Source organism: Actinoallomurus bryophytorum (genome assembly GCF_006716425.1).
Lineage (GTDB): Bacteria > Actinomycetota > Actinomycetes > Streptosporangiales > Streptosporangiaceae > Actinoallomurus > Actinoallomurus bryophytorum.
On record NZ_VFOZ01000001.1, the window covers coordinates 6,324,745 to 6,349,794 of the forward strand.

Here is a 25,050-nt window from a genome sequence, read left to right on the forward strand (position 1 = left end):
CCGAGAACGCCCAAATCGTCACCGGATCCGTCGGGACAATCCACCGTGTACCGCCACACTTTTCCGTTGCCGAACGTGTGTGCGCCCCACATCGGCCGCCTGACCGCGAACCGGGCGCGTGTCAAAACGCATGGCTGTCGCCCGCATATATGGCGGTAAAACGTCCCTAAATGGCTGATTGTGTGGTCGCGGCACATGGTTCGCGGTGAGGGCGCGACCTAGGGTTCCCGGAACAACGATCAGGTTTCCCCCTTTACCCGAGGAGAGCGGATGGCAACGGTCCTTTCCGCCCAGGGCCTGTCAAAGGAGTTCCGCGGCTTCCGCGCCGTCGATGATGTCGACCTCGAAGTGCACGAGGGCGGAGTGCACGCGCTCGTGGGCCCGAACGGCGCCGGCAAGACGACCCTGTTCAATCTGCTCACCGGATTCCTGAGGCCGACGGAGGGGCGGATCACCCTTGGCACGCAGGAACTCTCCGGCCGGCCGCCCGAGCAGATCGCCCGCCTGGGCGTCGCGCGCTCCTTCCAGATCACCAGCCTGTTCCCGCAGCTGACCGCGCGCGAGCACGTCGAGCTGGCGCTGCAGGGCGGCACCGGTCTGGGCTGGCGGTTCTGGCGGTCCGAGAAACAGCTGGCACGCTTCGGCGACCGCGCGAAGGAGCTCCTGGCCCAGGTACGCCTGGCGGACCTGGCCGAGACCCACGCGGGCGCGCTCTCGTACGGGCACAAGCGTGCCCTCGAGCTCGCGCTGGCCCTCGCGCTCGATCCCAAGGTGCTGCTCCTCGACGAGCCGACGGCGGGCATGGGCGCCGAGGACGTCGACGCCACGGTCGAGCTGATCGGCCGTGTACGCGAGGGCCGCACGGTCGTGCTGGTCGAGCACAACATGAACGTCGTCGCCTCGCTCGCCGACAAGGTGACCGTGCTGCAGTCGGGCCGGGTCCTGGCCGAGGGCCCGTACGCCGAGATCCGGCACGACCCCCGGGTCATCGCCGCCTACCTGGGAGACGCCGATGCTTCGGATTGACCGGTTGTCCGCCTGGTACGGCGAGGCGCGGGCGCTGCGCGAGGTCTCCCTGGAGGTCGGCGAGGGGGAGATCGTCACCCTGGTCGGCCGCAACGGCGCCGGCAAGACGACCCTGCTGCGTTCGGTGATGGGCCTGCACACCCAGGTCGAGGGCACCGTGGAGTTCCTCGGCGCGGACGTCTCCCGGCTGGCGCCGCACCGGCGGGCGCGGCGCGGGCTCGGCTACGTGCCCGACGACCGCGGCGTCTACGCGAACCTGTCGGTCGAGGAGAACCTCACGCTCCCGCCGGCCGCCGGACCGCACCCCTGGTCGCTGGACCAGGTCTATGAGACCTTCCCCCGGCTGCGCGAACGGCGCCGCTCGCCGGGCACCAAGCTGTCCGGCGGCGAGCAGCAGATGCTCTCGCTGGCACGGGTCCTGCGGATGGGCGCGCGGCTCCTGCTGTGCGACGAGCCGACCGAGGGACTCTCCCCGCTGATCGTCCAGCAGATCGGCGGGATCCTGCGCGACGTGAAGGCCCAGGGCGTGACCGTCCTGCTGATCGAGCAGAACGTGCATTTCGCCGCGACCGTGGCCGACCGGCACTACCTGCTCGCCGAGGGCCACGTCGCCGAGTCGATGGACAACGCCGAGGTCAAGGCGCGCGAGCACGAGCTTCTCGGCTACCTCGGAATCTAAGGAGACGAACGCGATGAGACCCTTCGGGCGCACGGCCGCGCTGGCCGCCGGGATGGCGCTGCTCGCCGCCGGATGCAACGGCGGCCCGGGCGGAGGCGGCGGGAAGATCAGCGACGGCAAGATCGAGCTGGCCGTTCTCAACGACCAGTCCGGCGTCTACGCCGACGTGTCCGGCAAGGCGAGCATCGAGGCGGTGAAGATGGCGGTCGCCGACTACAAGGCCAAGTACGGCGACAAGGCCGTGGCCAAGAAGATCGAGGTCACCTCCGCCGACCACCAGAACAAGCCCGAGGTCGCCAATTCCAAGGCGCAGGAGCTGTACGACCGGCAGGGCGCCGACGTCATCCTCGACGTGCCGACCTCCTCGGCCGCCCTCGCGGTCGCGGGCGTCGCCAAGTCCAAGAAGAAGATCTTCATGGACGTCGGGGCGGGAACGACGGCGCTCGAGGGCGCGCAGTGCAACAAGTACACGTTCCACTACGGCTACAACACCTACATGCTGGCCCACGGCACGGGTGACACCGTCACCAGGGACGGCGGCAAGAACTGGTACATCATCTATCCGGACTACGCGTTCGGGCAGGACATGACCAAGAGCTTCAGCGCCTCCATCAAGGCCGCCGGCGGCACCATCGTCAAGAACGACCCGACGCCGTTCCCGAACGACAACTTCTCCACGTTCCTGCTCAAGGCACCGGGGCTGAACCCCAAGCCGCAGGTGCTCGGCGCGATGCAGGCCGGCGGCGACCTGGTGAACCTCGTCAAGCAGTACAACGAGTACGGGCTGAAGAAGAAGGGCATCGGCCTCGCCGTGGGCCTGATGTTCCTCAGCGACATCCACTCGCTGGGCCCGGACGCGCTCGCCGGCACCAAGTTCAGCGACGCCTGGTACTGGAACGCGAGCCCGGACAACCGCGCCTGGGCCGACCGGTTCAAGGCGAAGACGGGCAAGCGGCCGACGTTCGCGCACGCGGGGAACTACTCCGCCGCGACGCAGTACCTCGAGGCGGTCCAGCGCGCCGGCACCGACAAGTCCGACGCCGTGGTCAAGCAGCTCGAGGGCTACAAGTTCGGAGACGTGTTCGCCAAGAACGCGCAGATCCGCGCCCAGGACCACCTGCTGCTCCACGACGCGTACCTGGCCCAGGTCAAGCCGTCCAGCGAGGTCAAGGAGGACTGGGACTACGAGAAGATCCTCAAGACGGTCCCGGCGGCCGAGGCCTTCCAGCGGCCCGACGCGGCCTGCAAGCTCTGAGATGTTGCAGCAGGCATTCGACGGCCTGGTCAGCGGGGCGTTCTACGCCCTGCTGGCCCTCGGCCTCGCGGTCATCTTCGGCATGCTCGGCGTGGTCAACTTCGCCCACGGCGCGTTCTACATGCTCGGTGCCTTCGGCGCGTACGTGGTGCTGGACGACTGGGGCGTGAGCTTCTGGATCGCGCTCCCCGTCGTCCCGGTGGCCCTCGGCGTGGTCGGCGTCGTGGTGGAGCGGGTGCTCATCCGGCGGCTGGCGGCGCTCGACCCGCTGTACAACTTCCTGCTCACCTTCGGCCTCGCGCTGATCCTGCAGGACCTGGTCAAGCGGGAGTACGGCGTGCAGTCGCAGCCGTACCCCCGCCCGTCCGCGCTGTCGGGCTCCGTCGACCTTGGACTGTTCACCTATCCGGCCTACCGGGTGTTCGTGCTCGGCGTCGCGCTCGTCGCCTGCCTGGCGGTCTGGTACGTCCTGTCACGTACGCGGGCGGGGATGATCGTACGGGCGGCCACCGAGCGGCCCGAGCTGACCCGCGCGCTCGGCATCGACGTCGGGCGCTGGGTCACCCCGGTGTTCGGCGCCGGGGTCGCGCTGGCCGGGCTCGCCGGGGTGCTGGCCGCGCCGATGCGGGCGGTCAACCCGCTGATGGGCTCGGACCTGATCATCGCGGTCTTCGCGGTCGTCGTCATCGGCGGCCTGGGGTCGATCTTCGGCTCGGTGGTCTCCGGCTTCGCCGTCGGGGTGCTGACCGCGCTCACCGACTTCTACGTCCCGTCACTGTCCCAGACGCTGGTGTTCATCCTCATGGTCGTGGTGCTGCTCTGGCGGCCGGCGGGGCTGTTCGGCCGCGAGGAGGGAATCGCGTGATCATCCGGATGCTCGCCACCCGGCCGCTCCTGCTCGCGGTGGGCCTGCTGGTGGCGCTCGCGCTGCCGTGGGTGATCTATCCGCCGGTCGCGATGGACATGATCTGCTGGGCGCTGTTCGCGGTGGCGGTCGACATCCTGCTCGGCTTCACCGGGCTGCTGTCCTTCGGCCACGCGGCGTTCTGGGGCACCTCGGCGTACGCGGCCGGGCTGATCGCGACGCACAGCGGGCTGCCCTTCCCGGTCGCGGTGCTGGGCGGCGCGCTGGCCGCGGCCGCGCTGGCGGTGCCGATCGGCTGGCTGTCGGTGCGCCGCACCGGCATCTACTTCGCGATGGTCACGCTGGCGTTCGCGCAGCTCGTCTACTTCGTGGCGAACCAGTGGCGCGGCGTCACCGGCGGCGAGAACGGCCTGCAGGGCATCCCGCGCGGCTTCTTCGGGGTCGACCTGTCGGACCCGTTCTTCTTCTACTACGCGGGCCTGCCGATCGTCCTGCTCGGCCTGTGGTCCGCCTGGCGGGTCGTACGGTCGCCGTTCGGGCGGGTGCTGGTCGCGGTACGCGACAACCCCGCGCGCGCCCGTGCGCTCGGCTACCCGGTCGAGCGGTACAAGCTGCTCGCCTTCGTGCTGTCGGCCGCGCTGTCCGGCCTGGCCGGGGGCCTGTTCGCCATCGGGCACGGCTTCGTGTCCCTGCAGGACGTCTACTGGACCACCTCGGGCCAGGCCGTGATGATGGTCGTCCTCGGCGGGATCGGCACACTGTGGGGCGGCGTCATCGGCGCGGGCCTGATCGTCGAGCTGAACGACTACCTGGCCACGGCGGGCTTCGAACAGATCGGGATCGTCACAGGCAGCGTCTTCGTCATCACCGTGCTGGTCTTCCGCCGCGGCATCTGGGGCACGGCCGCACTGCTGACCACCCGTCGCCGCCGGGACCGCACCGAGACCGCGAGCCCGGCCCCCGCCGGCGCCGAGGCCGACGCCGGGGCCGAGGCCGAGGCCGACGAAAAGGAGAACGGCGAGCCCGTCACGGCGTGAGCCGGATCCACGGGCGGCAACGGCGGCCAGTGGTGATCGAAGACGCCTAACATGCTGCATTGATCCATCCGGTGGTGGGCGGGGAGATATGGCGACCGTTGTTCTGTTTCATCACGCGTTGGGGCTCACGCCGGGCATCACCGAGTTCGCCGACGAGCTGCGCCAGGCCGGGCACGTCGTCCACACGCCTGACCTCTTCGAGGGCCGTACCTTCGCCGGCCTCGAGGAGGGGATGGGTTACGTCCAGGAGGCCGGCTTCGGCGCGGTGATCGAACGCGGTACCCGAGCGGTCGCGAACCTGCCCGTCGACCTGGTCTACGCCGGCTTCTCGGTCGGTGTGCTGTGTGCGCAGAAGCTGGCGCAGACCCGATCGGGCGCGCGAGGAACGCTGCTGTACCACGCCTGTGTGCCGCTGTCGGAGTTCGGCGGAGCCTGGCCGGACGGCGTACCGGTGCAGGTCCATGGCATGGACGCCGATCCCGTCTTCGTCGGCGAGGGCGACATCGGCTTCGCCCGGGAGGTGGTCGAGTCGGCCGGACACGGCGAGCTGTTCCTCTATCCCGGCGACCGGCACTACTTCGCCGACCGCACGCTGCCCTCCTACGACCCGGACGCCGCCGCACTGCTGCTCTCCCGCACGCTGGCCTTCCTGACGTCCGTGGCGTGACGACCTCGCGGAAGACGAGGCCGACGAAAAGGGGAATGGCGAGCCCGTGACTGCGTGAGCCGCTCTTATGGTATTCGTTTGTGTCGAGGCGACCACTCACCGTGTTCGCTCCTCGGAGGTGCGAAACCACGAGTGAACGCATGACGGCACGGCAGTTCGTCGGCAAGGAGATCCGCCACGCGCGCGAGGCGAAAGGGATGAGCCGGGTGACTCTCGCGCGGCTTTTCCCCGTCTCCGAGTCGACGATCAGGTGGTGGGAATCCGGCCGCACGGTACCCGCCGACCAGTACGTCGCGAGTCTGATCAAGTTCGTGGATCTTCCGGAAACGGTGCGACGCGTCATCGACGACCTCGCGAGTAACGAGGTCGCGCCCGAATGGCTCGGCAGATGGGTCTCGGTCGAGCGCAGGGCGACCTCGCTGCTGACCTTCGAACCACTCGTGATCCCCGGCCTTTTCCAGACGCCGGAATACGCGCGTGCCGTCCTGCGCCTCGGCAAGGAGTCCGGCGTCGACCTGGAGGCACAGATCGGCGAGCGGCTGGGCCGGCAGGCCATCCTGGACCGGGACGATCCCCCTCCACCCCTGTTCCACGCGATCCTGGACGAGGCGGCGATCCGGCGACCGGTCGGCGGGCCGAAGACCATGAGCGACCAATTGCTGCGCGTGGCGGAACTCGCGCAACGGGACATGATCATCGTGCAGGTGATTCCGTTTCACGTCGGCGAACACGCGGGCTTCGCCGGATCCACACTTATGTTGGCCAGCCTCGACGGCACCGAGGTCGCCTATGTGGACAACGCCCTACGCGGTGACGTGATCGAGAAATCGGAAGACGTCGCGGCCGTGCGACGGCTCTGGCAAAAGCTAAGCTCGAAGGCGCGCCCAGAAGACGAGTCGGTCGACATGATCAAGAAAGCAGCGGCAGTATGGGTGAGTTGATCTGGAGAAGGTCCGAGCGCAGCACCAACAACGGCGGCGCCTGCGTCGAGGTCGCCGTTTCGGACAACGGCGAGCGCGACTGACGCGACGCGTGAACGAGCTCTACCTGCGGTGAGCGACTCGCGGTGGTCGGCTCATCTCGGTGGCCGGGGGCGCCCGCTCAGTCGTCGGCGGCCTCCACGGCGGCGGCGATCGGCTCGAGTCCCGTGACCAGCTCGTCGAGCTCGTCCGCGCTGAGCACGTCGTACGGCGGTGCCGCCAGCTCGTCGGTGAGGGCCTCGATCCGCTCCTTGGTCTCCCGGCCGGCGTCGGTGAACCCGCCCGCGGCGTCCACGAGGCCGCGGGCGCGCAGTCCGTCGATGACAGCGGCCAGCCGTGCCTTGGGCAGGTGGTGGATCCGGCCGAACTCCTCCGCCCGCATTCCGAGGGAGAGAGCGAGGAGAACGTGGGCCTCGGTGCCGCCGATGCCGTGGGCGACGAGGGCGGCGTTGTGGCCGTCCCCGCGGTGCTCTCGCAGCAGCGTCGCCGCGTGCCAGAGCCTGGCCACCGGCTCCTCGGGCACATCGAGCGCCCGGAGCCCGGCGTACAGCGCTCGGCCCTCGGTCGGTGCGCTGACCGCTGCCCGGGTGGCGAGGTCGGCGACTCGCACCAGACCGGGGGAGTCGGCGAGCTCTCCGATCATCTGCCGCAGCGCGGCGGCGCTGCTCCGCTCGCGCACGGCGATCGCCTCCTCCGGGGTGGTCTTCCCCCAGACCCATTGGATGTGGCGCGCCACCTCGCCGTCGGCGAAGTTGTAGAAGACCGCGTGCACCACCTCGGTCGGTGCCAGCCCCAGCGGCGCGGCCCGGCCGGCGAAGTATCCGTCCCAGTAGTTGCGCATGCCGAGGGCCAGGAACGCCTCGTTCGGCGCCTCGGAGAAGGTGACGGTGGCGATCGGCTCGGTGAGCTCGAACATGTGGTGGACCTTGGCCTGTGGGTGCGGCATCGGTCGGCACCTCCTGTGGTCGCGGCCGCGCACTCGTAGGCGGCCTCTCACCCTGGCTACGAACGACGCGGCCCGGATCCGACAAGTCCGCCTCGATTCTTTCGGGCAGAGCCGGTGTCCACCCGCGCGCCGGGGTGCTGGACGAGGTCGAGATCCACCAGGTCCCGGGACGCCTGCCGCCGTTACCGCTTCCTCACAGCGTGAGCGAGCCGCGCAGGCGGTGCAGGTGCAGGGCGAGCTGGATCTGCAGTGCCCGGTCGGCCCGCTGCCAGTCGGCGCCGAGGAGCCGGCCGACGCGGTCCAGTCGTTGCGTCACGGTGTTGCTGTGGATGTGCAGCTTCCCGGCGGTACGCGCCAGGCTGCCGCCGGTGCCGAAGTAGATCGCCATCGTCCGCGTCAGGGAGGTGCCCCGGCGCTCGTCGTAGGCGATGACCGGGCCGAGCGTGCGTTCGACGAACGCGCCCGTGTCGCCGCCCTCGCCGATCAGCAGGCCGACGAAGCCCAGGCCGGCGGCGCTCGCGCCGTCACCCTCGCGGCCGAGCGCGAGCAGCGCGTCGGCGCAGCGTCGTGCCTCCTGGCGTGCGGCCTCGGCGCCGCCCGGCAGCTCGACCGGTCCGGCCGCGCCGGCGGTGGCGGGGAGGCCGAGTGCGGCGCCGAGCTCCTTGGCCACCCGCACGGCGGCCTCCTCCGGCCGGTCGCCGGGCAGCAGCAGGACCAGCTCACCCGGGTAGGCCGTGCTGAGGCCGTGCTCGACGGCGGAGAACGACGACGCCCAGAACGCCGCCCGCTCCCGCCGCCCGTCGTGCCTGGCCACGACGAGGACGTGCGCCGCGCCGAGGTCGACGCCCAGCCGCCGGGCGCGGGCGTCGAGCGCGTCCGGATCCGAGACGTGCCCGGCGACGAGGTCGTCCAGCAGCTCGCCGCGTACCCGGCCCTCGACCTCGGTCATGTTCCGGCGGAACAGCAGGAGCAGCGCCATGACCAGCGCGGCGCGCTCCAGGATCCGCTCGTCGGCGTCGCCGATGTCACCGGCGGCGTGCAGCGCCAGCGTGCCGAGGATCTCGGCGCCCGCGCCGATCGGCGTGACCCGCAGGTCGTCCCGGCGCGCCGTACGGCCGAGGGTGCGTGACCGCGTGATCAGGTCCTCGTCCACCTGCTCCACGTGGCCGACCTCGGCGAGGCGGCGGCCCTCGGCGTCGAGCACGACGAGCGAGCCGCCGAGGATGTCGGTCACCACGGAGGCCACGTCCTCCACCCCGCCGCCGCGTACGACCAGGTCGGTCATCCGGTCGTGCGCCCGCGCGGCACGCTCCACCGCGTCGTTGTGCACCCGCGCGACCTCGCTCGCCGCGCTCAGCTCCTCCAGGGTCACGCGGGTCTCCTGCAGCAGGCGTGCGTTGTCGATCGCCACCGCCGCGTGCGCGGCCAGGGAGCACAGCAGCGCCACCTCCTCCTGCGCGAACGACCGTTCGGCGCGGTCGGCGGCGAACAGCACGCCGATGACCCGTTCGCCGAGCCGCATCGGGACGCCCAGGATGCCGACCAGGCCCTCCTCGGTGACCCCGCGGTCGATCGAGCCGGTGTGCCGGAACCGCTCGTCGTCGAGGTAGCCCGAGCTGGCGTACGGCGCCCCGGTCTGCGCGACGAGACCGCCCAGCCCGGCGCCGAGCGGCAGCCGGAGCACCTGGAAGGCGGGGGAGATCGACCCGTCGGTGACGCGCATGTACGTGTCGCCGCGTCCGGGGTCGTTCATCGTCATGTAGGCGACGTCGGCGTTCAGCAACTGGCGTGCCCGGCGCACGATGGCCTTGAGCACCGCGTCGAGGTCGCGCAGGCTGGCCAGGTCACCGGCGGTCTCGAACAGCGCGGACAGCTCCACCTCGCGCCGTGCGCGGCGGGCCAGCAGCGCGCGTACCCGCAGCGCCGCCCTCTTGGCCTGTTCGAGCTCGGCGATGACGGCGGGGGAGGCCCAGGCGGCTCGCGCCTCGGCGACCGGCGTCTCGAACTCCACGGCCGGCGCCTCGCGGGCCAGCAACTCGAAGAAGATCCGGGTGTTCACGTGGGGCATCGTCCGTACGGGTGGGGGGTCATGGCATCAGCGTGCGGTCCAGCCGCCGTCGATCGGCATCGAGGCGCCGGTGATGAAGGAGGCCTGTTCGGAGCAGAGGTAGGCCACGACGTCGGCGACCTCAGCGGGTTCGAGCAGGCGTTTGATCGCCGCGGGTTCCAGCATGATCTGCTCGACGACCTCGGCCTCGCTCAGGCCGTGCGCCTCGGCCTGCGCGGTGATCTGGTTCTCCACCAGCGGGGTGCGCACGTAGGAGGGGTTGACGCAGTTGGAGGTCACGCCGTGCTCGGCGCCCTCCAGCGCGACGACCTTGGACATGCCCTCGATGGCGTGCTTGGCGGTGACGTAGGCGACCTTGAAGGGCGAGGCGACGAGGCCGTGGACCGAGGAGACGTTGACGATCCGGCCCCAGCCCCGCGCGTACATCCCGGGCAGCATCCGGCGGACCAGCCGGAACGGGGTCTCGACCATGACCCGCATGATCCGCGAGAAATCCTCCGGAGGGAACTCGTGCACGGGCGCCACGTGCTGGAGACCGGCGTTGTTGACCAGGATGTCGGCGCGGACGTCGAGGGTGTCCACCACGTCCGGCTCGGACAGGTCCGCCACCAGGTATTCTCCGCCGGCCTCGGCCGCGGCCTCCTTGGCCGCGTCGGCCCGGATGTCGACCACGATCACGTGTGCGCCGGCCTCGGCCAGCCGAAGGACGCACGCGCGCCCGATTCCGCTCGCCCCGCCGGTCACCACCGCGGTACGGCCGGCCAGATCCGGGGTCCTCGCCGTATCAGCACTCATGCCAGTGAACCTAGACCGGTTGTCCCGGCCGCTCCACGTGGCGGGTCTCCATGACTACCGGCGGATCGGTGTGGCCGGCCACACCGATCCGCCGGAATCGCGGTCAGTGCCGGCTCGGCCGGGACAGGTCGGGCGCCGACCTGCCGGGTACGAGCGAGCCGACGGTGAGCAGCAGCCTGCCGTACGCCGTCGGCAGTCCCTCCGGCGTCGCGCAGGCCGCAGGGCGGGCGGTGAACATCGTGAACGCCGCGCTCCACTTCTGCCCGCTGAACTCGCCGTCGGTCACCTCGCCCCTGATCGCGACGACGCTCTCGCCGGCGCTCACCGAGACGACGCTCCTGAACGACATCGTGCTGGTACGGCCGTTGTTCCAGGTGACCTTGCGGGTGCCGGAGTAGTCGCCGGAGGTGCAGGACAGCCGCCCGGTGGCCTTGAAGGTCGAGCGTCCCCCGGTGATCGTCGGGTCGGCGCTCGACGCGCAGCGGCTCAGGGTGCTCGTCCCGTGCAGCACCGCCTCGCGCTTCCGCAGGGTCAGGCCCGGCGAGTAGGCGACCGTCTGGGAGCCGGCACAGGTGGTGGTGCCGGCCACGGCGGAGTGCGCGCGGGCCGTCGCCGCCGCCGGGACGAGGACGGCGGCGACCAGGCCGGTGACCGCCGCTCCGGCTCGTAGCGGCCGGGACGCTCCGGACAGGTACGGCGGGATGAGTCGCTGAGACATGTTCTTCTCCTTGATCGCGGTCAGCGCGGGGTCGGCTGTGACCTGTCGAGTGCCGATCTCCCGGGGATGAGCGAGCCGACGGTGAGCAGCAGCCTGGCGTACGTCGTGGGCACGCCCTCCGGCGTGGCGCAGGCCGCGGGCCGGGAGGCGAACATGGTGGAGACCGCGCTCCACTTCTGCCCGTCGAACTCGCCGTCGGTGACCGTTCCACGGACCGCCACGACGCTCTCGCCGGCGTTGACCGACACGGACGAGGTGAAGGACATCGTGCTGGAACGCCCGTTGTTCCAGGTGATCGTCCGGACGCCGGTGGCGTCGCCGGAGACACACGAGAACTGCCCGGTGGCGTGGAAGGTCGACCGCCCGCCGGTGATGGTGGGGTCGGCGCTCGACGCGCAGTGGCTCAGGGTCGCCGTCCCGTGGATGGTGACATGGCGGGGCTTCAGGGACATCCCGGGGGAGTAGGCCACGGTCTGTGAGCCTTCACAGGTGGTCGTGCCGGCGGATGCCTGCGGCACCGTGACGTCCACGTGGGCCGACGCCTCCGGAACCAGGGCGGCGGCGACGAGCGACACCCCGGTCATCACCATTCCGGTCAGGACCAGCCGGGATGATCCGGGCGAAGGCCGCGGAACGGGTCGGTGAATCGCCATGCCTTCTCCTGACCGCGACGCCACCGCCGCGCTTGCCGGACCTCCCAGGCCCAAGACGCATCGAATGGGCGTTGCTTACTGTCACATGTTGATTACCGACAGTCAATGAACTCTGTTGAGACGGCCACGCGGTGTCGCATGATCGGGTGTCGTCGCGGGGTCTTCGCGGAGTGCCGCACGCCCGTGTCCTGCGGGATTTGCGCGGGCCGGCACCGGGTGCGGCGGAAAACGGGCGAGTTGGCGCGCCGGGTGAATGGCCGGAGTGGTGCGGGATTTCCACTCTTCGTAGCCGATGATTACCGAGAGTAGTATGCCGCCTGATGATGAGGGACTCGCGCGCGAACGCCGCCCACGGACACCGCTGGGCGCTGTGGCTGTTCCTGTTCGTCGGCGTCGTCCTGCAGTCGGGCCTGTGCCCGCCGAACACCCACGCGGGCGTGCTCGGGGCGACCGCACGCCCCTGCTTCACGCCCACCGCCGGCGCGCCGCCCGAGGTCGAGGGCGGCGGCCACACGGCGGGCTCCGGCAGGGCCACCGACGCCGGCCGTCCGTGCGCGCCGGCGCCTCGCCCGCACCACCATCCGCCGTGCGGCGTCATGACCCACCGCGGCGCTCCGCAGCAGCGGTCGATCGCCGCGTGGCAGACGGCCGCGATGCCGCGGTGCCCGGAGCCGGCGGTGTACGCCGCCGAGTCCGGTGGACCCGGCCTCACGTGCCCGCCGGGACGGTCCTCGCGGCCCCCGGCGCCCCGGTCGGGGGCGCGTCTCCTGATCGACCTGTGCGCGTCGCGTACGTGAGCGCGCCGGCGCACTCCGGGCACGCGCACGTGGTCACCGGCTGAACTCCCCGTTCTCGTGACCTCTGTTACGCGCGCCCGCCCGGAGCCGCGCCCGTAGGTGATCTGCCCGCACGTCCGGCCGGATTCCAGGAGCGCAGCACATCATGAAAAATCCACACATCATTCCTCAGACCTGGCCCTTCAGCTGCATGACCTGCCAGCACGTCTGGGAGAGCGTGTACGAGGCATGGCACGCCGACGACGGCCACGGCGGTCAGGTGGTGACCTGGCGGTACAAGGGGACGGCGAGCATGCCGCCGTGGATCGAACCGTCCTGTCCCGCCTGCTCGAGCCTGAGCGTCAAGACCCTTCCGCCGCGCGCCCGGCGGCCCGCCGACGACGATCCCGCCGGGATCCCGGGACGAGGGCACAGAGGGGCGCGTCCGGACAGGTGAGAGGCCGCGTGGAGAGGGACAGCGGGCGGTGTCCAGGGGACCGGCAGGGCGGGGGAGGGCCGTCCTGGTGTCGGCCGTCGGCGACGCGGCCGGTCGCCGCCTGGGCGCCGCGCGGTGGCGCGGGCCGTCCACACGATCGTGCGGACGGACGCCGAGCCTTCTCCGACGCTCGCCGACGTCGGAGAAGACGCCAGGTCGACGAGCAAGAGGGCGCGCGGCGATCGCCTGTTCTCCGCCACGCCGACCTTCCTCGCCTGCGGACCCGTACCGAGTGAGTACTCCGGTTCACCGTCGGCGCATCACCGCGGAAGCACGCTGAGATCGGGGCGAATGAGAGGAATGGTTCGGATCGAAGATCCGTTGGCCCCGAGGGGGCCCGTCACGTCTTCGGGTGCCGGGACCGGCCCACCGCACCCGCTCCCCATGGAAGGTCTCGGTACGTGACGACGACTTCGCCCGCGCTCTCGCGCGGCGTCGGATTCCGCTCCGAACGCGGGCCGGTGCTCGCCGCCCTGATGCTCAGCACGGGCCTCGTGGCGCTGGACAGCACGATCATCGCGACCGCGGTCCCGTCCGTGGTCAGCGACCTTGGCGGCTTCTCCCAGTTCCCGTGGCTGTTCTCGATCTACCTGCTCACCCAGGCGGTGACCGTACCCCTGTACGGCAAGTTCGCCGACGTGGTCGGGCGCCGACCGGTGATGTTCTTCGGCATCGGGGTGTTCCTCCTGGGCTCGGTGTTCTGCGGGGCCGCGTGGAACATGCCCACGCTGATCGCCGCCCGCGCCGTGCAGGGCATCGGCGCCGGTGCCGTACTGCCCATGAGCATGACGATGGTCGGCGACATGTACACCGTCGAGGAGCGGGCGCGGGTCCAGGGATACCTGGCGAGCGTCTGGGGGATCGCGGCGGTCATCGGCCCGACGCTGGGCGGCGTCTTCTCCCAGTACCTGTCGTGGCGCTGGATCTTCTTCGTCAACCTGCCGCTGGGCGCGGTCGCCGCCTGGATGCTCGCCCGCAAGTTCAAGGAGCGGGTGACCCGGCGTTCGCACCGGATCGACTACGCGGGTGCGGTCCTGCTCACCGGGGGCTGCTCGCTGGTGATCCTCGGACTGATCGAGGGCGGCGTGGCGTGGGCCTGGTCGTCGGCGCCCGGCCTGGTCGTCTTCGTCGTCGGTGTGGCGATGCTCGTCGGCTTCGTGCTGGTGGAGCGCAGGGCGGCCGAGCCGATCCTGCCGCTGTGGGTCTTCGGCCGCCGTGTCCTCACCGGCGGCAACCTCTCGGCGGTCGTCGTCGGTGCCGTCATGATCGGCTTGAGCTCGTACGTGCCGACGTACGCGCAGGGCGTGCTCGGTACCGGCGCGCTGGTGGCGGGCTTCGCGCTGGCCGCGCTGACCGTCGGCTGGCCGCTCGCCGCGACCTTGTCCGGCCGCATCTACCTGCGCATCGGCTTCCGTGACACGGGACTCATCGGCAACGCGATCCTCATCGTGGGCGTCATCCTGTGCGTCCTGCTCAGCCCGGACTCACGGGTGTGGCAGGTGGCCGCGGCGTGCTTCGTCGTCGGCCTGGGGCTGGGCCTCATGGCCAGCCCGATCACCGTCGCCGCGCAGTCCGTCGTCGGCTGGGAGCAGCGCGGCGTCGTCACGGGCATCAACATGTTCAGCCGGTCGCTGGGCAGCGCGGTCGGGGCGGCGGTGTCCGGGGCGATCGCGAACGCCACGCTGGCCTCGCGGTTCGCGCACCCGCCGGCCGCGCTGGCCGGGCGGCTGCCCAAGAGCGTCGACGCGACGAGCCTCGTGCTGACCGGCCATGGCCGGTCCGGCAGCCCGGCCGTGACGGCGTTCGTTCGCGACGCGCTGTACGACGCGGCGCACCATGTCTTCCTCGCGCTCGTCGTCATCGCCGTCCTCGGCGTGGCCGCGCTGCTCCTCATGCCGAGGAGGATCGCCAGGGCGACCGGCGACGCCTGAGGCCCGCACGAGAGGATGAGTCCGTCTCCCCCGTACCTGTTGAATGCAGTTCGTCCCGAGACGATGTCACGCACGGGGGAGACGAACACCGTCATTTAACCGTCAACTACCAGCGGTTGCCATACCGCGGCGAAGTTGGGTCATTAATGACACGTTCCGTGACGAATAACTCAGATAAAGTCACTGGAAGTCACGAACGGTAGCGAACGGGCCTGACCGGTCTTGAACGGGTCTTGACCAAACACCGAACGGACTTCCAGCCGCCGCGCGCCTCGCGGCCCACCGCGCGGCTCACCACGACGCCGGAACGAACGGCGCGTCAGGACACCGGCACGCCGTCACCGGGGACGAGGACGCCGTCGCTGAGCTCGATGACGCGGTCCGCGTGCCGGATGAGCATCGGGTCGTGCGTGGCGACCACCGCGGTCACGCCCTGGTCGCGGACCACCGCGTGGATCAGTTGCATGATCGACTGGGCCGTCTCGGAGTCGAGCTGGCCCGTCGGCTCGTCGGCGATGAGCACCCGGGGCCGGTGGGCGAGCGCCCGTGCGATGGCGACGCGCTGCTGCTGTCCGCCGGACAGCTCGTACGGGCGCTGGCGGGCGTGGTCGGTCAGCCCGACCATCGCCAGCAGCAGCCGTACGCGCTCCTCGCGCTCACGTGCCGGCGTGCGCGTGAGGCGGAGGGCGACGCCGACGTTCTCGGCCGCCGACAGCACCGGGATGAGCCCGAACGACTGGAACACGAAGCCGACGGTCTCGCGCCGCATGCGCTGCAGGCCGGCCTCGCCGAGCGTGGTCACCTCGTGCTCGGCGACGACGACCCGGCCCGCCTCGGGCGCGTCCAGGCCACCGATGAGGTTCAGCAGGGTGGTCTTGCCCGATCCCGAGCGCCCCTTCACGGCCAGCAGCTCGCCCTCCGGCACGGTGAAGCTCACGTCCTTGAGCGCGTGGACTTCGACGTGACCGGTGCGGTACGTCTTGCTCAGATCCTCAACGGTGATCATCGTGGCTCCGGTCCGGCCATACGCCGATGTGGTCGGTCTCGAGGGCGAGCCGCACCCGGTCCTTCATCTCCAGGGCCGAGGTGAACTCCCGTGGCAGCTGGAGCCGCCCGGCCCGGTCGAGCACGGCGTACTCCGCGGCCACGATCTCCTCGCGGCCGTCCGCGTCGAGCGTCGTCCGGCGCAGGATCTCACTGCTCGTACGGCCGTCGCGGATGCCCACCGTACGGTCGACGTTGCCGGCCACGTCCGGGTCGTGGGTGACGATGACCGTGGTCACGCCCAGCTCGCGGTTGGCGCGGCGCAGGGCCCCGAACACCTCCGCGCCGGTCGCCGTGTCGAGTTCACCGGTCGGCTCGTCGGCAAGGATGATCTTGGGCTGGTTGGCGACGGCCACCGCGATGGACACGCGCTGCTGTTCGCCGCCCGACATCTCGGCCGGCCGTGCGCCGGCCCGGTGTCCCACGCCCATCAGCTCGAGCAGCTCGGCCGCACGCGACCGGCGATCCTTGCGGCCCCGGCCCGCGAAGCGCATCGGCATCTCGACGTTCTCGGCGGCGGACAGGTACGGGAGCAGGTTCCGGCCGGTCTGCTGCCAGACGAACCCCACGAGCTCGCGGCGGAACCGCAGCCGCTCCCGGCCGGACATGTCGAGCAGGTCCGCGTCGGCCACCCGCGCCACTCCCGCCGTCGGCACGTCGAGCCCGGCCAGGATGTTCAGCAGCGTGGACTTGCCCGACCCCGACGCCCCGACGAGCGCGACCATCTCGCCCTTGCCCACGAGCAGATCCAGGCCCTGCAACGCGATCACCTCGACGCCCTCGGTCCGGTAGATCCGTACGAGGTTGTCGCAGACGATGTGCGCGTTCTCGCCGTACTGCGAGGCACGAGCACCGGCCCGGCGCTCCAGCTCGGCGAGGTTGGGTGCGTCGTTCATGAGGGCTCCAGACTCGACGTCACGTGTCTCCGATCCGCAGGACGCTTCCCAGGCCACGGCGTGCGGCGCTGGCGGAGTCGATCAGCACGGCCAGCCCGGCGAAGACCAGCACCCCGACGGCGAGCGCCACGGTCGCGGGCAGGTCGGGGGAGTAGTGCGTGACCGGGAAGCCTCCGGTGTAGGGGCGCAGGTCGATGGCGGGCCCGAGCAGTCGGGGCAGGAGCAGCCCGAGCAACCACCCCCCCACGCACGCGGCGAACAGCGTGGGCGCGATCTCGACGAGGGCCAGCAGCTGCGCCTGGCGGCGGCTCAGCCCGAGCGTGCGCAGATAGGACGCGGTCCGCCCGCGCGCCTGTGCCCCGGCGAACAGCAGGACCAGGACCGCGAGCGTCCCGTAGAAGGCCACCAGCCCGCCGGACGCGCCGAAGCCGCGGCCCACCAGCCGGCCGAGCTCCCCCTGGGTGAAGGCGTCGTGCGTCATCCGGTACGTCACGACCGAGCTCGCGCCGTCGACGCCCAGCTCCGGCAGCGCCGAGTTACGGTGCAGCGCGGCCACGTCGATGTGGTCGCCGCGCACGAAGACGGATACGGAGCCGGTGTTCCCGCCGCCCGTGACGCGGGAGAGGGCGTCGGCGGGCACCAGGACGAAGGCGGCGTCGGAGACCTGGGCCGGGAAGCTCGCGATCGTGCCGGCGTCGCGTATCGGCAGCCGCTGCCCGTAGTCCGTCGAGATGCCGAGGTCGCGGTTGGCCGCGTACTTGCGCGCGGCGGGGGAGAAGAACGCCGGGGCGGGTTCGCCCGGCCTGGTCTTCGGCCACGAGGGGATCGCCACCCCGGTCCCGGCCATCATCCGCCGGTAGGCGTCGAGGTCGACGCCCACGACCGTGAGCTCGTCGAGGAGGTCGCCCTGGGAGAGCAGCCGGGCGGCGTCGATCGTCTGCGCGGGCACGGCCTCGCGTACGCCGGGCGTGTGGCGTACGCGGTCGACGACGGCGGGACGCATGCTCAGCGCGTCGGCGCGCGCGTCACCGCCGACCGACTCATACGTCGCCAGCCGCTGCGCGCGGCTGAGGCTGCTCTCGACCGTCGAGCCGAAGCCGATGACCGCCACGGCGAGCAGCACGATCACCAGGGGGAGCACCGCGATGGCGTCCTGGCGTGAGGCGCGCGCGACGCCGACGAAGGGCACCGCGGAGCGGCCACGCGCGAACACCCGGCCGGCCAGGCGCAGCGGATACGGCAGGACCCGAAGGATCAGCAGGCCGGCGGCCACCGACAGCAGCGCGGGCACGGCCGACAGGAACGGGTCGATGCCCCCGGAATAGGTGCCGGTCGTGAGCCCGCGCCGCCGGAGCACGTACGTCCCCGCCACCGCGAGCACGACGACCAGTCCCTCGGCCACCAGCCGGCGGCTGGACACGGTGGTCGTGCGCCGCTCGCGCCCGGCGGCGCGGGCCGTGATGACGGCCGGCAGCGCGATCGCCGTCACGACCAGCGCCGCCGCGGCGACATAGGACACGGTCTGCGCGGGACCGGGCACGAGCAGCGCGGACAACGTCAGTCCCACTGCCGCCGCGGGCAGCGTGACCAGGGTGGAGAGAGCCGCGGTCTGCGCGGCGAGCTGGGCACGCGACGCTCCGCGAGCCGACTGGGTCGTCAGCGCCGTCCCCAGCCGGGAGAGCAGCAGCCGCGTGGCCAGCGCCAGCACGCCGAGCGCGGCGGCGAACAATCCGGCGAGGGAGAGCGACAGGAGGGTCTGCGTCGTGTGCAACCGGCGCAGGTAGTCGTCCAGCAGATCGTCGAGGCGGCTGGTCAGGACGGGAGCGGAGCTGCCGACCCGTCCGGAGGCGAGCGCCTCACCGCTCCGGTGGATGTCATCGACCAGCGTGGGTGCGGAGTGCGTGGTGACGCCGCCCACCCGGGGAGAGTAGGTCCAGGTGAAGCCGATACGGAACGGCGTACGCGAGGTCAGCGCCCGGTAGCCGTCGGGGGAGACCAGCGCCGTCCCCAGCACGATGTCGTCCCCGGACCGCTGCTTTTCCAGCTCGGCGTTCTCGAACCGGTCGTGCACCAGCCAGTAGGCGTTGCCCGGGTCGGCCGGGGTGTACAGACCGGTGATGCGGACGCTGAGCGCCGGCTGCGTCGTGGTGGTCATCACGTCGCCGGCCTTGACGCCGAGCCGCTGGGCGGCGCGTACGGAGAGCCCGGCCTCGATGCGCGGCCCGGGTTCGGCCCCGCCGGGGGGACGGCCCGAGACGTAACGGATGTGGCCGCCCGCGCTGCTGGACAGGGTGAGGCTCAGCTTCCGCGCGTCGACGCCGCTCAGCGGCATGGAGTCCGTGACGGCGGCGTACTCGGAGGCGCCGATCGTGTCCCGCAGTGGTTCGGGGAACCTCGAGCGCCACTGCCGCTCGAGGTCCGTGAGCCCGCCGGCCGTGGCGGAGAGGCTGCCTCCCCGCGCCTTCTCCTCCAGCTCCACCGGCGCGACGTCCACCAGCTCCGCCGAGACGACGAGATCGGTGCTGCCGGGCGGGGTCCCGGTGAGGGTCTCCCGTACGCCGCGGTCGTAGCCGGCTACGAGGGTACGGGGGCCGGCGTCGACCAGGAAGGAGGTGAGGAGCACGAGCAGGCCGAGCGTGAGCAGCGACGCCCACTGCGCGCGTGCGGCCCGCCGGATCAGATGGAGGCTCACTGGTCGTCCCTGAGTCGCATGGCCTGCCCGGACCCGCTCCGGCGCAGCGAGCGTACGAGCAGGAGGAGTACGGCGGCGAGGAGGACGACGATGGCCGCCAGCATGGTCAGGATCACCGGCCACCGCAGGATGACGTGCGCGGGCGGATACGGGGCGGTGGCGCTCACCGTCAGCACGACGTGCGGCACGACGAGGCGGGCGACGACGATGCCGAGCAGCAGGCCGCCGGCCAGGCCCATGCCGACCAGGAACGCCTGCTCGACGGCGACCAGGCCGAACACCTGCCGGGCACGGATGCCGAGCGCGCGCAGGATCGCGAACTCCGTCATCCGCTCCCGCGCGGACACCGCCGTGTTGACCGCGAAGCCGATCGCCGCGAACACCAGGGCGGCGGCGAAGCCGAGCAGCAGCGCGCCCTGCAGGGCTCCGCCCAGCTGGGCGTCCCGCAGCCGGTGCCGCAGGTCGATCCGGTCGGCCGTCACGGCGCCCCACTCCGGATGGGAGCCGAGGGCGTGTACGGCCGGTGCCGTGTCGTCGCCCCGGGTGACCAGCCACCACTCGGTGGGGGTCGGCGCGCTGGAGCCGGTCGACAGGATGTCGTCGCTGAGAGCGGTCCAGTCGAGGAGTACGGCCGGGGTGCCCGGCGTGGTCGACGGCAGCGCTGGAACGATCCCGGCCACGGTGAGCGGCTGTTCGACGCCGTCCTCGGTCACGTTCATCCGGCCGCCGATGCCGACATGGGCGCGGGCGGCCAGGTCACTCGTGACGACCGCGGGTATCGACGGAAGCGCCGGCCGGGCCTTGTCCGCCGGAGCGTGGCCGGCGCGCAGGACGACGCTGCCCACGACCTGCGCGTAGTAACCGACGTGAGGGAGGACCGACAGCCGCGCCGTCATCAGGCCGCCGGGCCCGAAGCCCAGTGCGGAAGCCCCCCCGAAACCCATCGTGGCCTCTCCGGTCCAGTGCGTGTCCGCCGGGAGCCGCAGTGCGGGATCGAGCTTCGTCGCGGTGCCGGGCCGCAGACCGGTCACGGCGATGCTCGCCGCGGACGCACTCGACTCGCGGATGTAGCTGAACCGGAAGGCGCGGACGCTGAGGGGATAGGAGATCACGCCGCCCCGTCCGGCGAGGCCGGCGAGGTCCGCGGTCTTCGTGTGGCGCTTCCCGTCCGAGGGCACGTTGCCCATGTCGGCCTCGTACGAGACGTGCAGGGCGTCGCTGATGACCATGACCAGGTGGACGGGGTCGCCCAGCTCGGTCCGGGAGACACGGAAGCCCGCCGAGAGCCGCGTCGGCCGCCCGGGGATGGGCAGGGCCGACAGGCCGGTGCCGCCCGGGGCGATCTTCGCGAAGGGGACGTTCGACGGAACGCCCGAGCGGGTCCGTACGAGGGCGGAGAGCTTGGTGGCGTCGGCCGCGAGCACCGTCACGTCCGTGCTGCCGGTCGAACCGGTGTCCCGCAGGACCGGGCTCACCGTGGTGACGCCGGGCAGCTGCCCGTAACGGCCGCCCTGGCCCGGGGGCGCGGGGGACAGGTGGTCGCCCGGCGCGCCGATCCGCAGGTCGGTGCCCGCGCGGAAGTCCGCCTGGTCGAGCTGAGACTGCCGCCACGTCGTCCCGGTCACCACCGAGAGGATGCCCACGGCCACGGTCATGACCAGCAGCAGGGCGGGGCCCGCGGTGCGCAGGGGCCGCCGGCTCACCTGGCGGGTGCCGACGGCGGGCGCCAGCCCGCGGCTGCGCGTCGTGGCGTGCTCGCCGGCACGCGAGGCGATCGGCACGAGCCGCAGGATGATGACGCCGCCGGCGAGAAGCGCGAGGGCCGGGCCGACGACGATCAGCGGGTCGACGCCGAGCCCCTCCGTGGCGGTGCCGGTCACCGGGCCGCCGTAATGCGCGAGCTGCCAGACGGCGAGCCCGGCGACGACGACCAGGGCGAGGTCGGCCCCGGCACGCTGGATCATTCCCCGCCGTTCGCCGCGTCCGCGCTCGGCCACGGTCGCGACATAGGTCTTCCCGATGCCGCGCAGCGGCGGAAGGGCGATCGCCGCGGCGCAGGCCAGCGCGGCGGCGATCGCGATGCCCCAGGTCAGGGCGGAGGGCCCCAGGTCCAGGTGTGGCCCGGACGTGCCGAGCAGCCGCGTCGCCATGGCCGCGCGGACCAGAAGCGGGGCCAGGAACGGCGCGGCGACCGCCGATGGCGCGCTGAGCAGCAGGCCCTCGCCGACGGCCAGTGCGGCGATCTGCCGTCCCGAGGCGCCGCGGGCCCGCATCAGCGTGATCTCGACGCGCCGGTGTTCGGCGAGCAGCCGTGAGACCAGCATCAGGGTGTACAGGGCGAGGACGACGAGTTGCAGCACCGGGATCAGCAGCGTCGACCGTGAGACGAGCAGCGCGCGGTCGACCTGCGTCAGCAGGTCGGGGGCGGATGACTTCACGGAGTAGCCCGAGGTGCCGGCGGGCCCGGAGCCGAGGGCGGCGGGCAGCGCGCGTGCCCGCGCGGCGACGTCTTTCAACTGGCCGGCGTGCAGCTCCGCGAGGGAGGGGAAGACCAGCCATCGAGCGGTGACGGACGTGGCGAAGCGGCTCGTGAAGGTGGCCGGGGGCACGACCAGCGGCCCGAAGGTCGTGTAGTCGAGCCGCTCGGACCCGGTCGTGATGAGCTTGTCCCCGCCCCAGAAGTAGTCGTCGGCGCGGCTCGCCTCGAACAGGCCGGTGACCTGGACCGTGACGGACGGGCCGTCGACCCGGCTGTGCAGGGTGACGGTGCGGCCGGGCGACAGTCCCATGGCGCGGGCGGCCGGCGCGGGCAGGGCGGCCTGGATGGCTCCGCTCGTGGTGGCGGCAGGCCAGTGGCCGGTGGTCAGCCGGGCGTGGTTCTCGATCCCGGAGTAGACGGCGAAGGCGGTGAGCTGCGGATGCTTGCTCCGCTCCTGTCCCGGCACGACGTACGAGTCGCCGCGGGCGCTCAGTGAGGTCTCCACCGGGATATCGCCGTAGACGCGCGTGACCGCCGCTCTGACCCTGCGGTCCTCGGCGGGGAGGTCGCGCGCGGTGACGCCGACGCCGACACGGGTGCCGGCCCCGTTGAAGGAGGCCCCGGCCAGTGTTTCCCGCAGTCCCGCGCCGGTCACCGACGCGGCGTACCCGCCCAGCGCGGCCAGGACCGTGACGGCGAACAGTGCGGTCGCGGAGGCGGCGACGACCAGAAGGCGGTGACCCAGCGCACGGCGGACCACCAAACCCGGCCGTTCCACCCCGTACCCCCCAAGCCCGATCCCCGAGAAAGTGTCATGATCGCCTGCGTTCGCAGGTCACGGCAAGACCGGGAGCCGAACGGAGGCCCGTTCGATATCTACTCGTGCTCTACCGCCTACAGCTCCGTGGGCAGGCCGAACGCGGGGAACAGGCCGGGCGGGAAGGTCGAGACCTCCGTCACCGTCCCCTCCTCCAGCCGCAGGACGCTGAGGGCGAACGGGTGGAATCCGCTCCACCCCGGCGCCCGTACGTACGAGGCCGCCGCCGGCTGCCGGTTGGCGTGCGTCGCCATGAACCGGAACTCCAGCGCGTGCTCGCCGTGCAGCGCGGGCGCCCACGAGGTGATGATCGCCTCACGCCCCTCGACGAGGGCCGGCTCGGAATCCACATGGCCGCCGGCGCCGGTCTGCTGCCCGGACCGCGCGTCCTCACCGAGCATTTTGGCCAGCGCGGCGTCGTCGGCCCGCTCGATCGCCGCCATGTAGCGTTCGAGCCCCGCGCGCTCGCTCTCGCCGGGCTCCCCGGCCGCTTCCCAGTCGAGACGCCGCTCCGGCAGGTGCTTGCGCAGCGTCGGGCGGGCCCGCTGCAGCGCGCTGTTCACCGAGGAGACACTCGACTCCAGCGCCGCGGCGGCCTCCTTGGCCGGCCAGCCGAGGACGTCGCGCAGGATCAGCACGGCCCGCTGCCGGGGCGGCAGGTGCTGGATCGCGGCCAGGAAGGCCAGCTCGATCGTCTCCTTCGCGACGGCGGCATCGTCCGGCCCCGTCTCGGTCTCCGAGCCCGACGCGACCTCGTCGAGGAGCCGGTCGGGGTAGGGCTGCAACCACGGGATCATCGCGGCGGGCGGTGTCGTCCCGGGAGTGCCGGCCGCCGCCACCCGGCGGTCACGTGGCCTGGCCTGGAGGAAGTCCAGGCAGGCAGTGGTCGCGATCCGGTAGAGCCAGGCGCGGAAGGTGGCCGGGGCCTCGTAGGTCTCGCGCCGGCGCCACGCGCGCAGGAACGTCTCCTGCACCAGGTCCTCGGAGTCGTCCAGGGAGCCGAGCATCCGGTAGCAGTGCACCTGGAGCTCTGGCCGGTACCTCTTGGCGAGTTCGGTGAACGCAGGCTCGTCACCCGCACGCGCGGCCGCGGCCATCGCGCTCTCCTCGGCCCGGTCCATCCCGGCGTTCACTCGCTGCACTGTGGCTCCCTGGTCTCCTGCATCCGTCCGGTCCTCGTTCTGTTGGGTGGCGCGGTCCCGTCGCCCGCCCCGGCCGCGAGACGCCCGGGGACCACGGAACCATCGCACCCGAGCTGCCCGGCCGACCAGGGCAGCGGCCGCCCCGCCCGGCAGGGGCGGAGCGGCCGCGGAGCCTCAGGGGCGCCACAGGTCTAAGCGTCCCTCGCTCTCGAGGACGGTGGCGCCGCGGTCAGCGCCGGGCGGGTACAGCATGTCTGAGCTCGTCGCGGGCCATGCGTTCGACGAGGACCGGGACGAAGTCGCGGATGGGCCTGCCGTCGAAACGGTGATGGATCGAGCTGACCGCCTCGTCGACCTGTCTTGGCGAGAAGCGGTCCGCGAAGGACTGGGAGAGGCGGTCGGTGACCTGGTCAAGGGCTTGCCGTTCACGAATCGTGTCGGCGCTCACAAAGACCTCCGTTCGTACGCCTGGGCATCCTTGCCCGCATGGGTACCCGGGGAGGAGGGGCCTGACACGGAGAAATCATGTCTTCGCGTGACTCGACCGTGTCTGTCTGGATTGCGACGCTTGCGAGCGACATCGCGAGCGTCACGTCGGACTCGGTGTCCAGCCGTACCCGCACCCAGTCGCCGCCCTCGGCCACCGTCACGCGACCGGACTCGAGCAGCGCGTCGCCTAGCCGGGCGATGACCGTACGGGTGAGGTACACCTGAGCCTCGTCTCCGCCGTGCAGGTGCACGATCTGCGCACCGGCCCGGCGGGCGGTCGTGGAGAAGCCCGTCCCGAGCCCGCACTCGGCCTGTCCGGCCCGTACGGCGGGCCAGGCGTCCAGCTGCCTCGTGAGGCGCCCGGACAGGTGGCCGGCGGTCTGCTCGCGCATGTTCACGACGTGCATATTTGTCGGGTAGGGACCATGATCGGAAGCGTATGTGCCGAAATCGTTATCGTCCTCGTCATCCGCGAGCCATCTCCGGTTTCAGCGCCGGTCGACCCGCTTCGAGCCCGGACGTCGTAATTAAGCTTTCCAAACCCCAAGATTTCGGAAATCTAGCGATGTAGCGGTTAAATCGCTCATTCCATCCCATCA

Annotated in this window: 23 protein-coding genes; 11 read left to right on the plus strand and 12 right to left on the minus strand. The window is 71.6% G+C overall.

The features are described from left to right. Positions 1 to 270 precede the first annotated feature (270 nt). From FB559_RS29600 to FB559_RS29635, 8 genes are all read left to right on the plus strand, one after another. On the plus strand, positions 271 to 1,026 hold the full coding sequence (locus FB559_RS29600; protein WP_141959749.1) for an ABC transporter ATP-binding protein: 756 nt from the start codon (positions 271 to 273) through the stop codon (positions 1,024 to 1,026). Continuing rightward, complete coding sequence (locus FB559_RS29605; RefSeq protein WP_141959751.1) at positions 1,013 to 1,705, plus strand: ABC transporter ATP-binding protein; 693 nt, start codon at positions 1,013 to 1,015, stop codon at positions 1,703 to 1,705. Before FB559_RS29600 ends, FB559_RS29605 begins: the two co-directional genes overlap by 14 nt. 13 nt (positions 1,706 to 1,718) lie before the next feature. Beyond that, positions 1,719 to 2,960 (plus strand): ABC transporter substrate-binding protein, encoded by a 1,242-nt coding sequence (locus tag FB559_RS29610; protein WP_185792452.1) that lies wholly within the window; start codon positions 1,719 to 1,721, stop codon positions 2,958 to 2,960. A gap of 1 nt (position 2,961) precedes the next feature. Beyond that, positions 2,962 to 3,825, plus strand: coding sequence for a branched-chain amino acid ABC transporter permease (locus tag FB559_RS29615; RefSeq protein WP_141959753.1), 864 nt, complete (start codon positions 2,962 to 2,964; stop codon positions 3,823 to 3,825). Continuing rightward, positions 3,822 to 4,862 carry a branched-chain amino acid ABC transporter permease gene (locus FB559_RS29620; RefSeq protein ID WP_221640230.1) on the plus strand — a complete coding sequence of 347 codons (1,041 nt, stop codon included), beginning with the start codon at positions 3,822 to 3,824 and terminating at the stop codon, positions 4,860 to 4,862. Before FB559_RS29615 ends, FB559_RS29620 begins: the two co-directional genes overlap by 4 nt. An 88-nt stretch (positions 4,863 to 4,950) precedes the next feature. Beyond that, positions 4,951 to 5,529, plus strand: a complete 579-nt coding sequence (locus FB559_RS29625; protein ID WP_141959754.1) for a dienelactone hydrolase family protein — start codon at positions 4,951 to 4,953, stop codon at positions 5,527 to 5,529. Positions 5,530 to 5,669: 140 nt separating this feature from the next. Continuing rightward, a complete protein-coding gene (locus FB559_RS29630) occupies positions 5,670 to 6,470 on the plus strand; it encodes a helix-turn-helix domain-containing protein (protein WP_141959756.1) in 801 nt (266 codons plus the stop codon). Further along, entirely contained in the window at positions 6,458 to 6,553 is a 96-nt protein-coding gene (locus tag FB559_RS29635; RefSeq protein ID WP_141959758.1) for a DUF397 domain-containing protein, read from the plus strand. The genes FB559_RS29630 and FB559_RS29635 overlap by 13 nt, the downstream gene beginning before the upstream one ends. Before the next feature lie 77 nt (positions 6,554 to 6,630). Here FB559_RS29635 and FB559_RS29640 read toward each other — a convergent pair whose 3' ends face one another. The 5 genes from FB559_RS29640 to FB559_RS29660 all read right to left on the minus strand — a co-directional run bounded on the left by FB559_RS29640 (position 6,631) and on the right by FB559_RS29660 (position 11,689). Beyond that, the gene (locus tag FB559_RS29640; protein ID WP_185792453.1) at positions 6,631 to 7,455 is read right to left on the minus strand and encodes a MarR family winged helix-turn-helix transcriptional regulator; all 825 of its coding nucleotides are present in this window, start codon (positions 7,453 to 7,455) and stop codon (positions 6,631 to 6,633) included. Positions 7,456 to 7,648: 193 nt separating this feature from the next. After that, entirely contained in the window at positions 7,649 to 9,523 is a 1,875-nt protein-coding gene (locus FB559_RS29645; protein WP_141959760.1) for a helix-turn-helix domain-containing protein, read from the minus strand. 27 nt (positions 9,524 to 9,550) lie between these two features. Beyond that, the gene (locus FB559_RS29650) at positions 9,551 to 10,318 is read right to left on the minus strand and encodes a 3-hydroxybutyrate dehydrogenase (protein ID WP_141959762.1); all 768 of its coding nucleotides are present in this window, start codon (positions 10,316 to 10,318) and stop codon (positions 9,551 to 9,553) included. A gap of 103 nt (positions 10,319 to 10,421) precedes the next feature. Continuing rightward, the gene (locus FB559_RS29655; protein WP_141959764.1) at positions 10,422 to 11,036 is read right to left on the minus strand and encodes a hypothetical protein; all 615 of its coding nucleotides are present in this window, start codon (positions 11,034 to 11,036) and stop codon (positions 10,422 to 10,424) included. Positions 11,037 to 11,056: 20 nt separating this feature from the next. Next, positions 11,057 to 11,689: a hypothetical protein gene (locus FB559_RS29660; protein ID WP_141959765.1), complete on the minus strand. Its 633-nt coding sequence runs from the start codon at positions 11,687 to 11,689 to the stop codon at positions 11,057 to 11,059. A 320-nt stretch (positions 11,690 to 12,009) separates the two neighbouring features. Here FB559_RS29660 and FB559_RS29665 point away from each other — a divergent pair, with 320 nt between their 5' ends. The 3 genes from FB559_RS29665 to FB559_RS29675 all read left to right on the plus strand — a co-directional run bounded on the left by FB559_RS29665 (position 12,010) and on the right by FB559_RS29675 (position 14,892). After that, complete coding sequence (locus tag FB559_RS29665) at positions 12,010 to 12,486, plus strand: hypothetical protein (RefSeq protein ID WP_141959767.1); 477 nt, start codon at positions 12,010 to 12,012, stop codon at positions 12,484 to 12,486. Positions 12,487 to 12,631: 145 nt separating this feature from the next. Beyond that, on the plus strand, positions 12,632 to 12,922 hold the full coding sequence (locus FB559_RS29670; RefSeq protein WP_185792454.1) for a hypothetical protein: 291 nt from the start codon (positions 12,632 to 12,634) through the stop codon (positions 12,920 to 12,922). Between the two features lie 440 nt (positions 12,923 to 13,362). Then, the gene (locus tag FB559_RS29675) at positions 13,363 to 14,892 is read left to right on the plus strand and encodes an MDR family MFS transporter (protein WP_221640231.1); all 1,530 of its coding nucleotides are present in this window, start codon (positions 13,363 to 13,365) and stop codon (positions 14,890 to 14,892) included. 319 nt (positions 14,893 to 15,211) lie between these two features. Here the strand turns inward: FB559_RS29675 and FB559_RS29680 are convergent, their stop codons facing one another. The 7 genes from FB559_RS29680 to FB559_RS29710 all read right to left on the minus strand — a co-directional run bounded on the left by FB559_RS29680 (position 15,212) and on the right by FB559_RS29710 (position 24,858). Further along, a complete protein-coding gene (locus tag FB559_RS29680) occupies positions 15,212 to 15,898 on the minus strand; it encodes an ABC transporter ATP-binding protein (protein WP_141959769.1) in 687 nt (228 codons plus the stop codon). After that, positions 15,885 to 16,832 carry an ABC transporter ATP-binding protein gene (locus FB559_RS29685; protein WP_141959771.1) on the minus strand — a complete coding sequence of 316 codons (948 nt, stop codon included), beginning with the start codon at positions 16,830 to 16,832 and terminating at the stop codon, positions 15,885 to 15,887. The genes FB559_RS29680 and FB559_RS29685 overlap by 14 nt, the downstream gene beginning before the upstream one ends. Before the next feature lie 19 nt (positions 16,833 to 16,851). Beyond that, entirely contained in the window at positions 16,852 to 19,524 is a 2,673-nt protein-coding gene (locus tag FB559_RS29690; protein WP_141959773.1) for an FtsX-like permease family protein, read from the minus strand. Beyond that, on the minus strand, positions 19,521 to 22,781 hold the full coding sequence (locus tag FB559_RS29695; RefSeq protein ID WP_141959775.1) for an FtsX-like permease family protein: 3,261 nt from the start codon (positions 22,779 to 22,781) through the stop codon (positions 19,521 to 19,523). The genes FB559_RS29690 and FB559_RS29695 overlap by 4 nt, the downstream gene beginning before the upstream one ends. Before the next feature lie 116 nt (positions 22,782 to 22,897). Further along, positions 22,898 to 23,962 (minus strand): RNA polymerase subunit sigma-70, encoded by a 1,065-nt coding sequence (locus FB559_RS29700; protein WP_246122166.1) that lies wholly within the window; start codon positions 23,960 to 23,962, stop codon positions 22,898 to 22,900. Positions 23,963 to 24,191: 229 nt separating this feature from the next. Further along, positions 24,192 to 24,410 (minus strand): three-helix bundle dimerization domain-containing protein, encoded by a 219-nt coding sequence (locus FB559_RS29705; RefSeq protein WP_221640232.1) that lies wholly within the window; start codon positions 24,408 to 24,410, stop codon positions 24,192 to 24,194. Next, positions 24,388 to 24,858 carry a luciferase domain-containing protein gene (locus FB559_RS29710; protein WP_141959777.1) on the minus strand — a complete coding sequence of 157 codons (471 nt, stop codon included), beginning with the start codon at positions 24,856 to 24,858 and terminating at the stop codon, positions 24,388 to 24,390. The genes FB559_RS29705 and FB559_RS29710 overlap by 23 nt, the downstream gene beginning before the upstream one ends. Positions 24,859 to 25,050 lie beyond the last annotated feature (192 nt).

Coding starts and splice junctions, on each gene's coding strand:
- FB559_RS29635 (WP_141959758.1), top strand. CDS start 6,458: ATGGGTGAGTTGATCTGGAGAAGGTCCGAGCGCAGCACCAACAACGGC.
- FB559_RS29650 (WP_141959762.1), bottom strand. CDS start 10,318: ATGAGTGCTGATACGGCGAGGACCCCGGATCTGGCCGGCCGTACCGCG.
- FB559_RS29670 (WP_185792454.1), top strand. CDS start 12,632: ATGAAAAATCCACACATCATTCCTCAGACCTGGCCCTTCAGCTGCATG.
- FB559_RS29645 (WP_141959760.1), bottom strand. CDS start 9,523: ATGCCCCACGTGAACACCCGGATCTTCTTCGAGTTGCTGGCCCGCGAG.
- FB559_RS29610 (WP_185792452.1), top strand. CDS start 1,719: ATGAGACCCTTCGGGCGCACGGCCGCGCTGGCCGCCGGGATGGCGCTG.
- FB559_RS29710 (WP_141959777.1), bottom strand. CDS start 24,858: ATGCACGTCGTGAACATGCGCGAGCAGACCGCCGGCCACCTGTCCGGG.
- FB559_RS29640 (WP_185792453.1), bottom strand. CDS start 7,455: ATGCCGCACCCACAGGCCAAGGTCCACCACATGTTCGAGCTCACCGAG.
- FB559_RS29605 (WP_141959751.1), top strand. CDS start 1,013: ATGCTTCGGATTGACCGGTTGTCCGCCTGGTACGGCGAGGCGCGGGCG.
- FB559_RS29665 (WP_141959767.1), top strand. CDS start 12,010: ATGATGAGGGACTCGCGCGCGAACGCCGCCCACGGACACCGCTGGGCG.
- FB559_RS29630 (WP_141959756.1), top strand. CDS start 5,670: ATGACGGCACGGCAGTTCGTCGGCAAGGAGATCCGCCACGCGCGCGAG.
- FB559_RS29625 (WP_141959754.1), top strand. CDS start 4,951: ATGGCGACCGTTGTTCTGTTTCATCACGCGTTGGGGCTCACGCCGGGC.
- FB559_RS29615 (WP_141959753.1), top strand. CDS start 2,962: ATGTTGCAGCAGGCATTCGACGGCCTGGTCAGCGGGGCGTTCTACGCC.
- FB559_RS29655 (WP_141959764.1), bottom strand. CDS start 11,036: ATGTCTCAGCGACTCATCCCGCCGTACCTGTCCGGAGCGTCCCGGCCG.
- FB559_RS29660 (WP_141959765.1), bottom strand. CDS start 11,689: ATGGCGATTCACCGACCCGTTCCGCGGCCTTCGCCCGGATCATCCCGG.
- FB559_RS29685 (WP_141959771.1), bottom strand. CDS start 16,832: ATGAACGACGCACCCAACCTCGCCGAGCTGGAGCGCCGGGCCGGTGCT.
- FB559_RS29680 (WP_141959769.1), bottom strand. CDS start 15,898: ATGATCACCGTTGAGGATCTGAGCAAGACGTACCGCACCGGTCACGTC.
- FB559_RS29600 (WP_141959749.1), top strand. CDS start 271: ATGGCAACGGTCCTTTCCGCCCAGGGCCTGTCAAAGGAGTTCCGCGGC.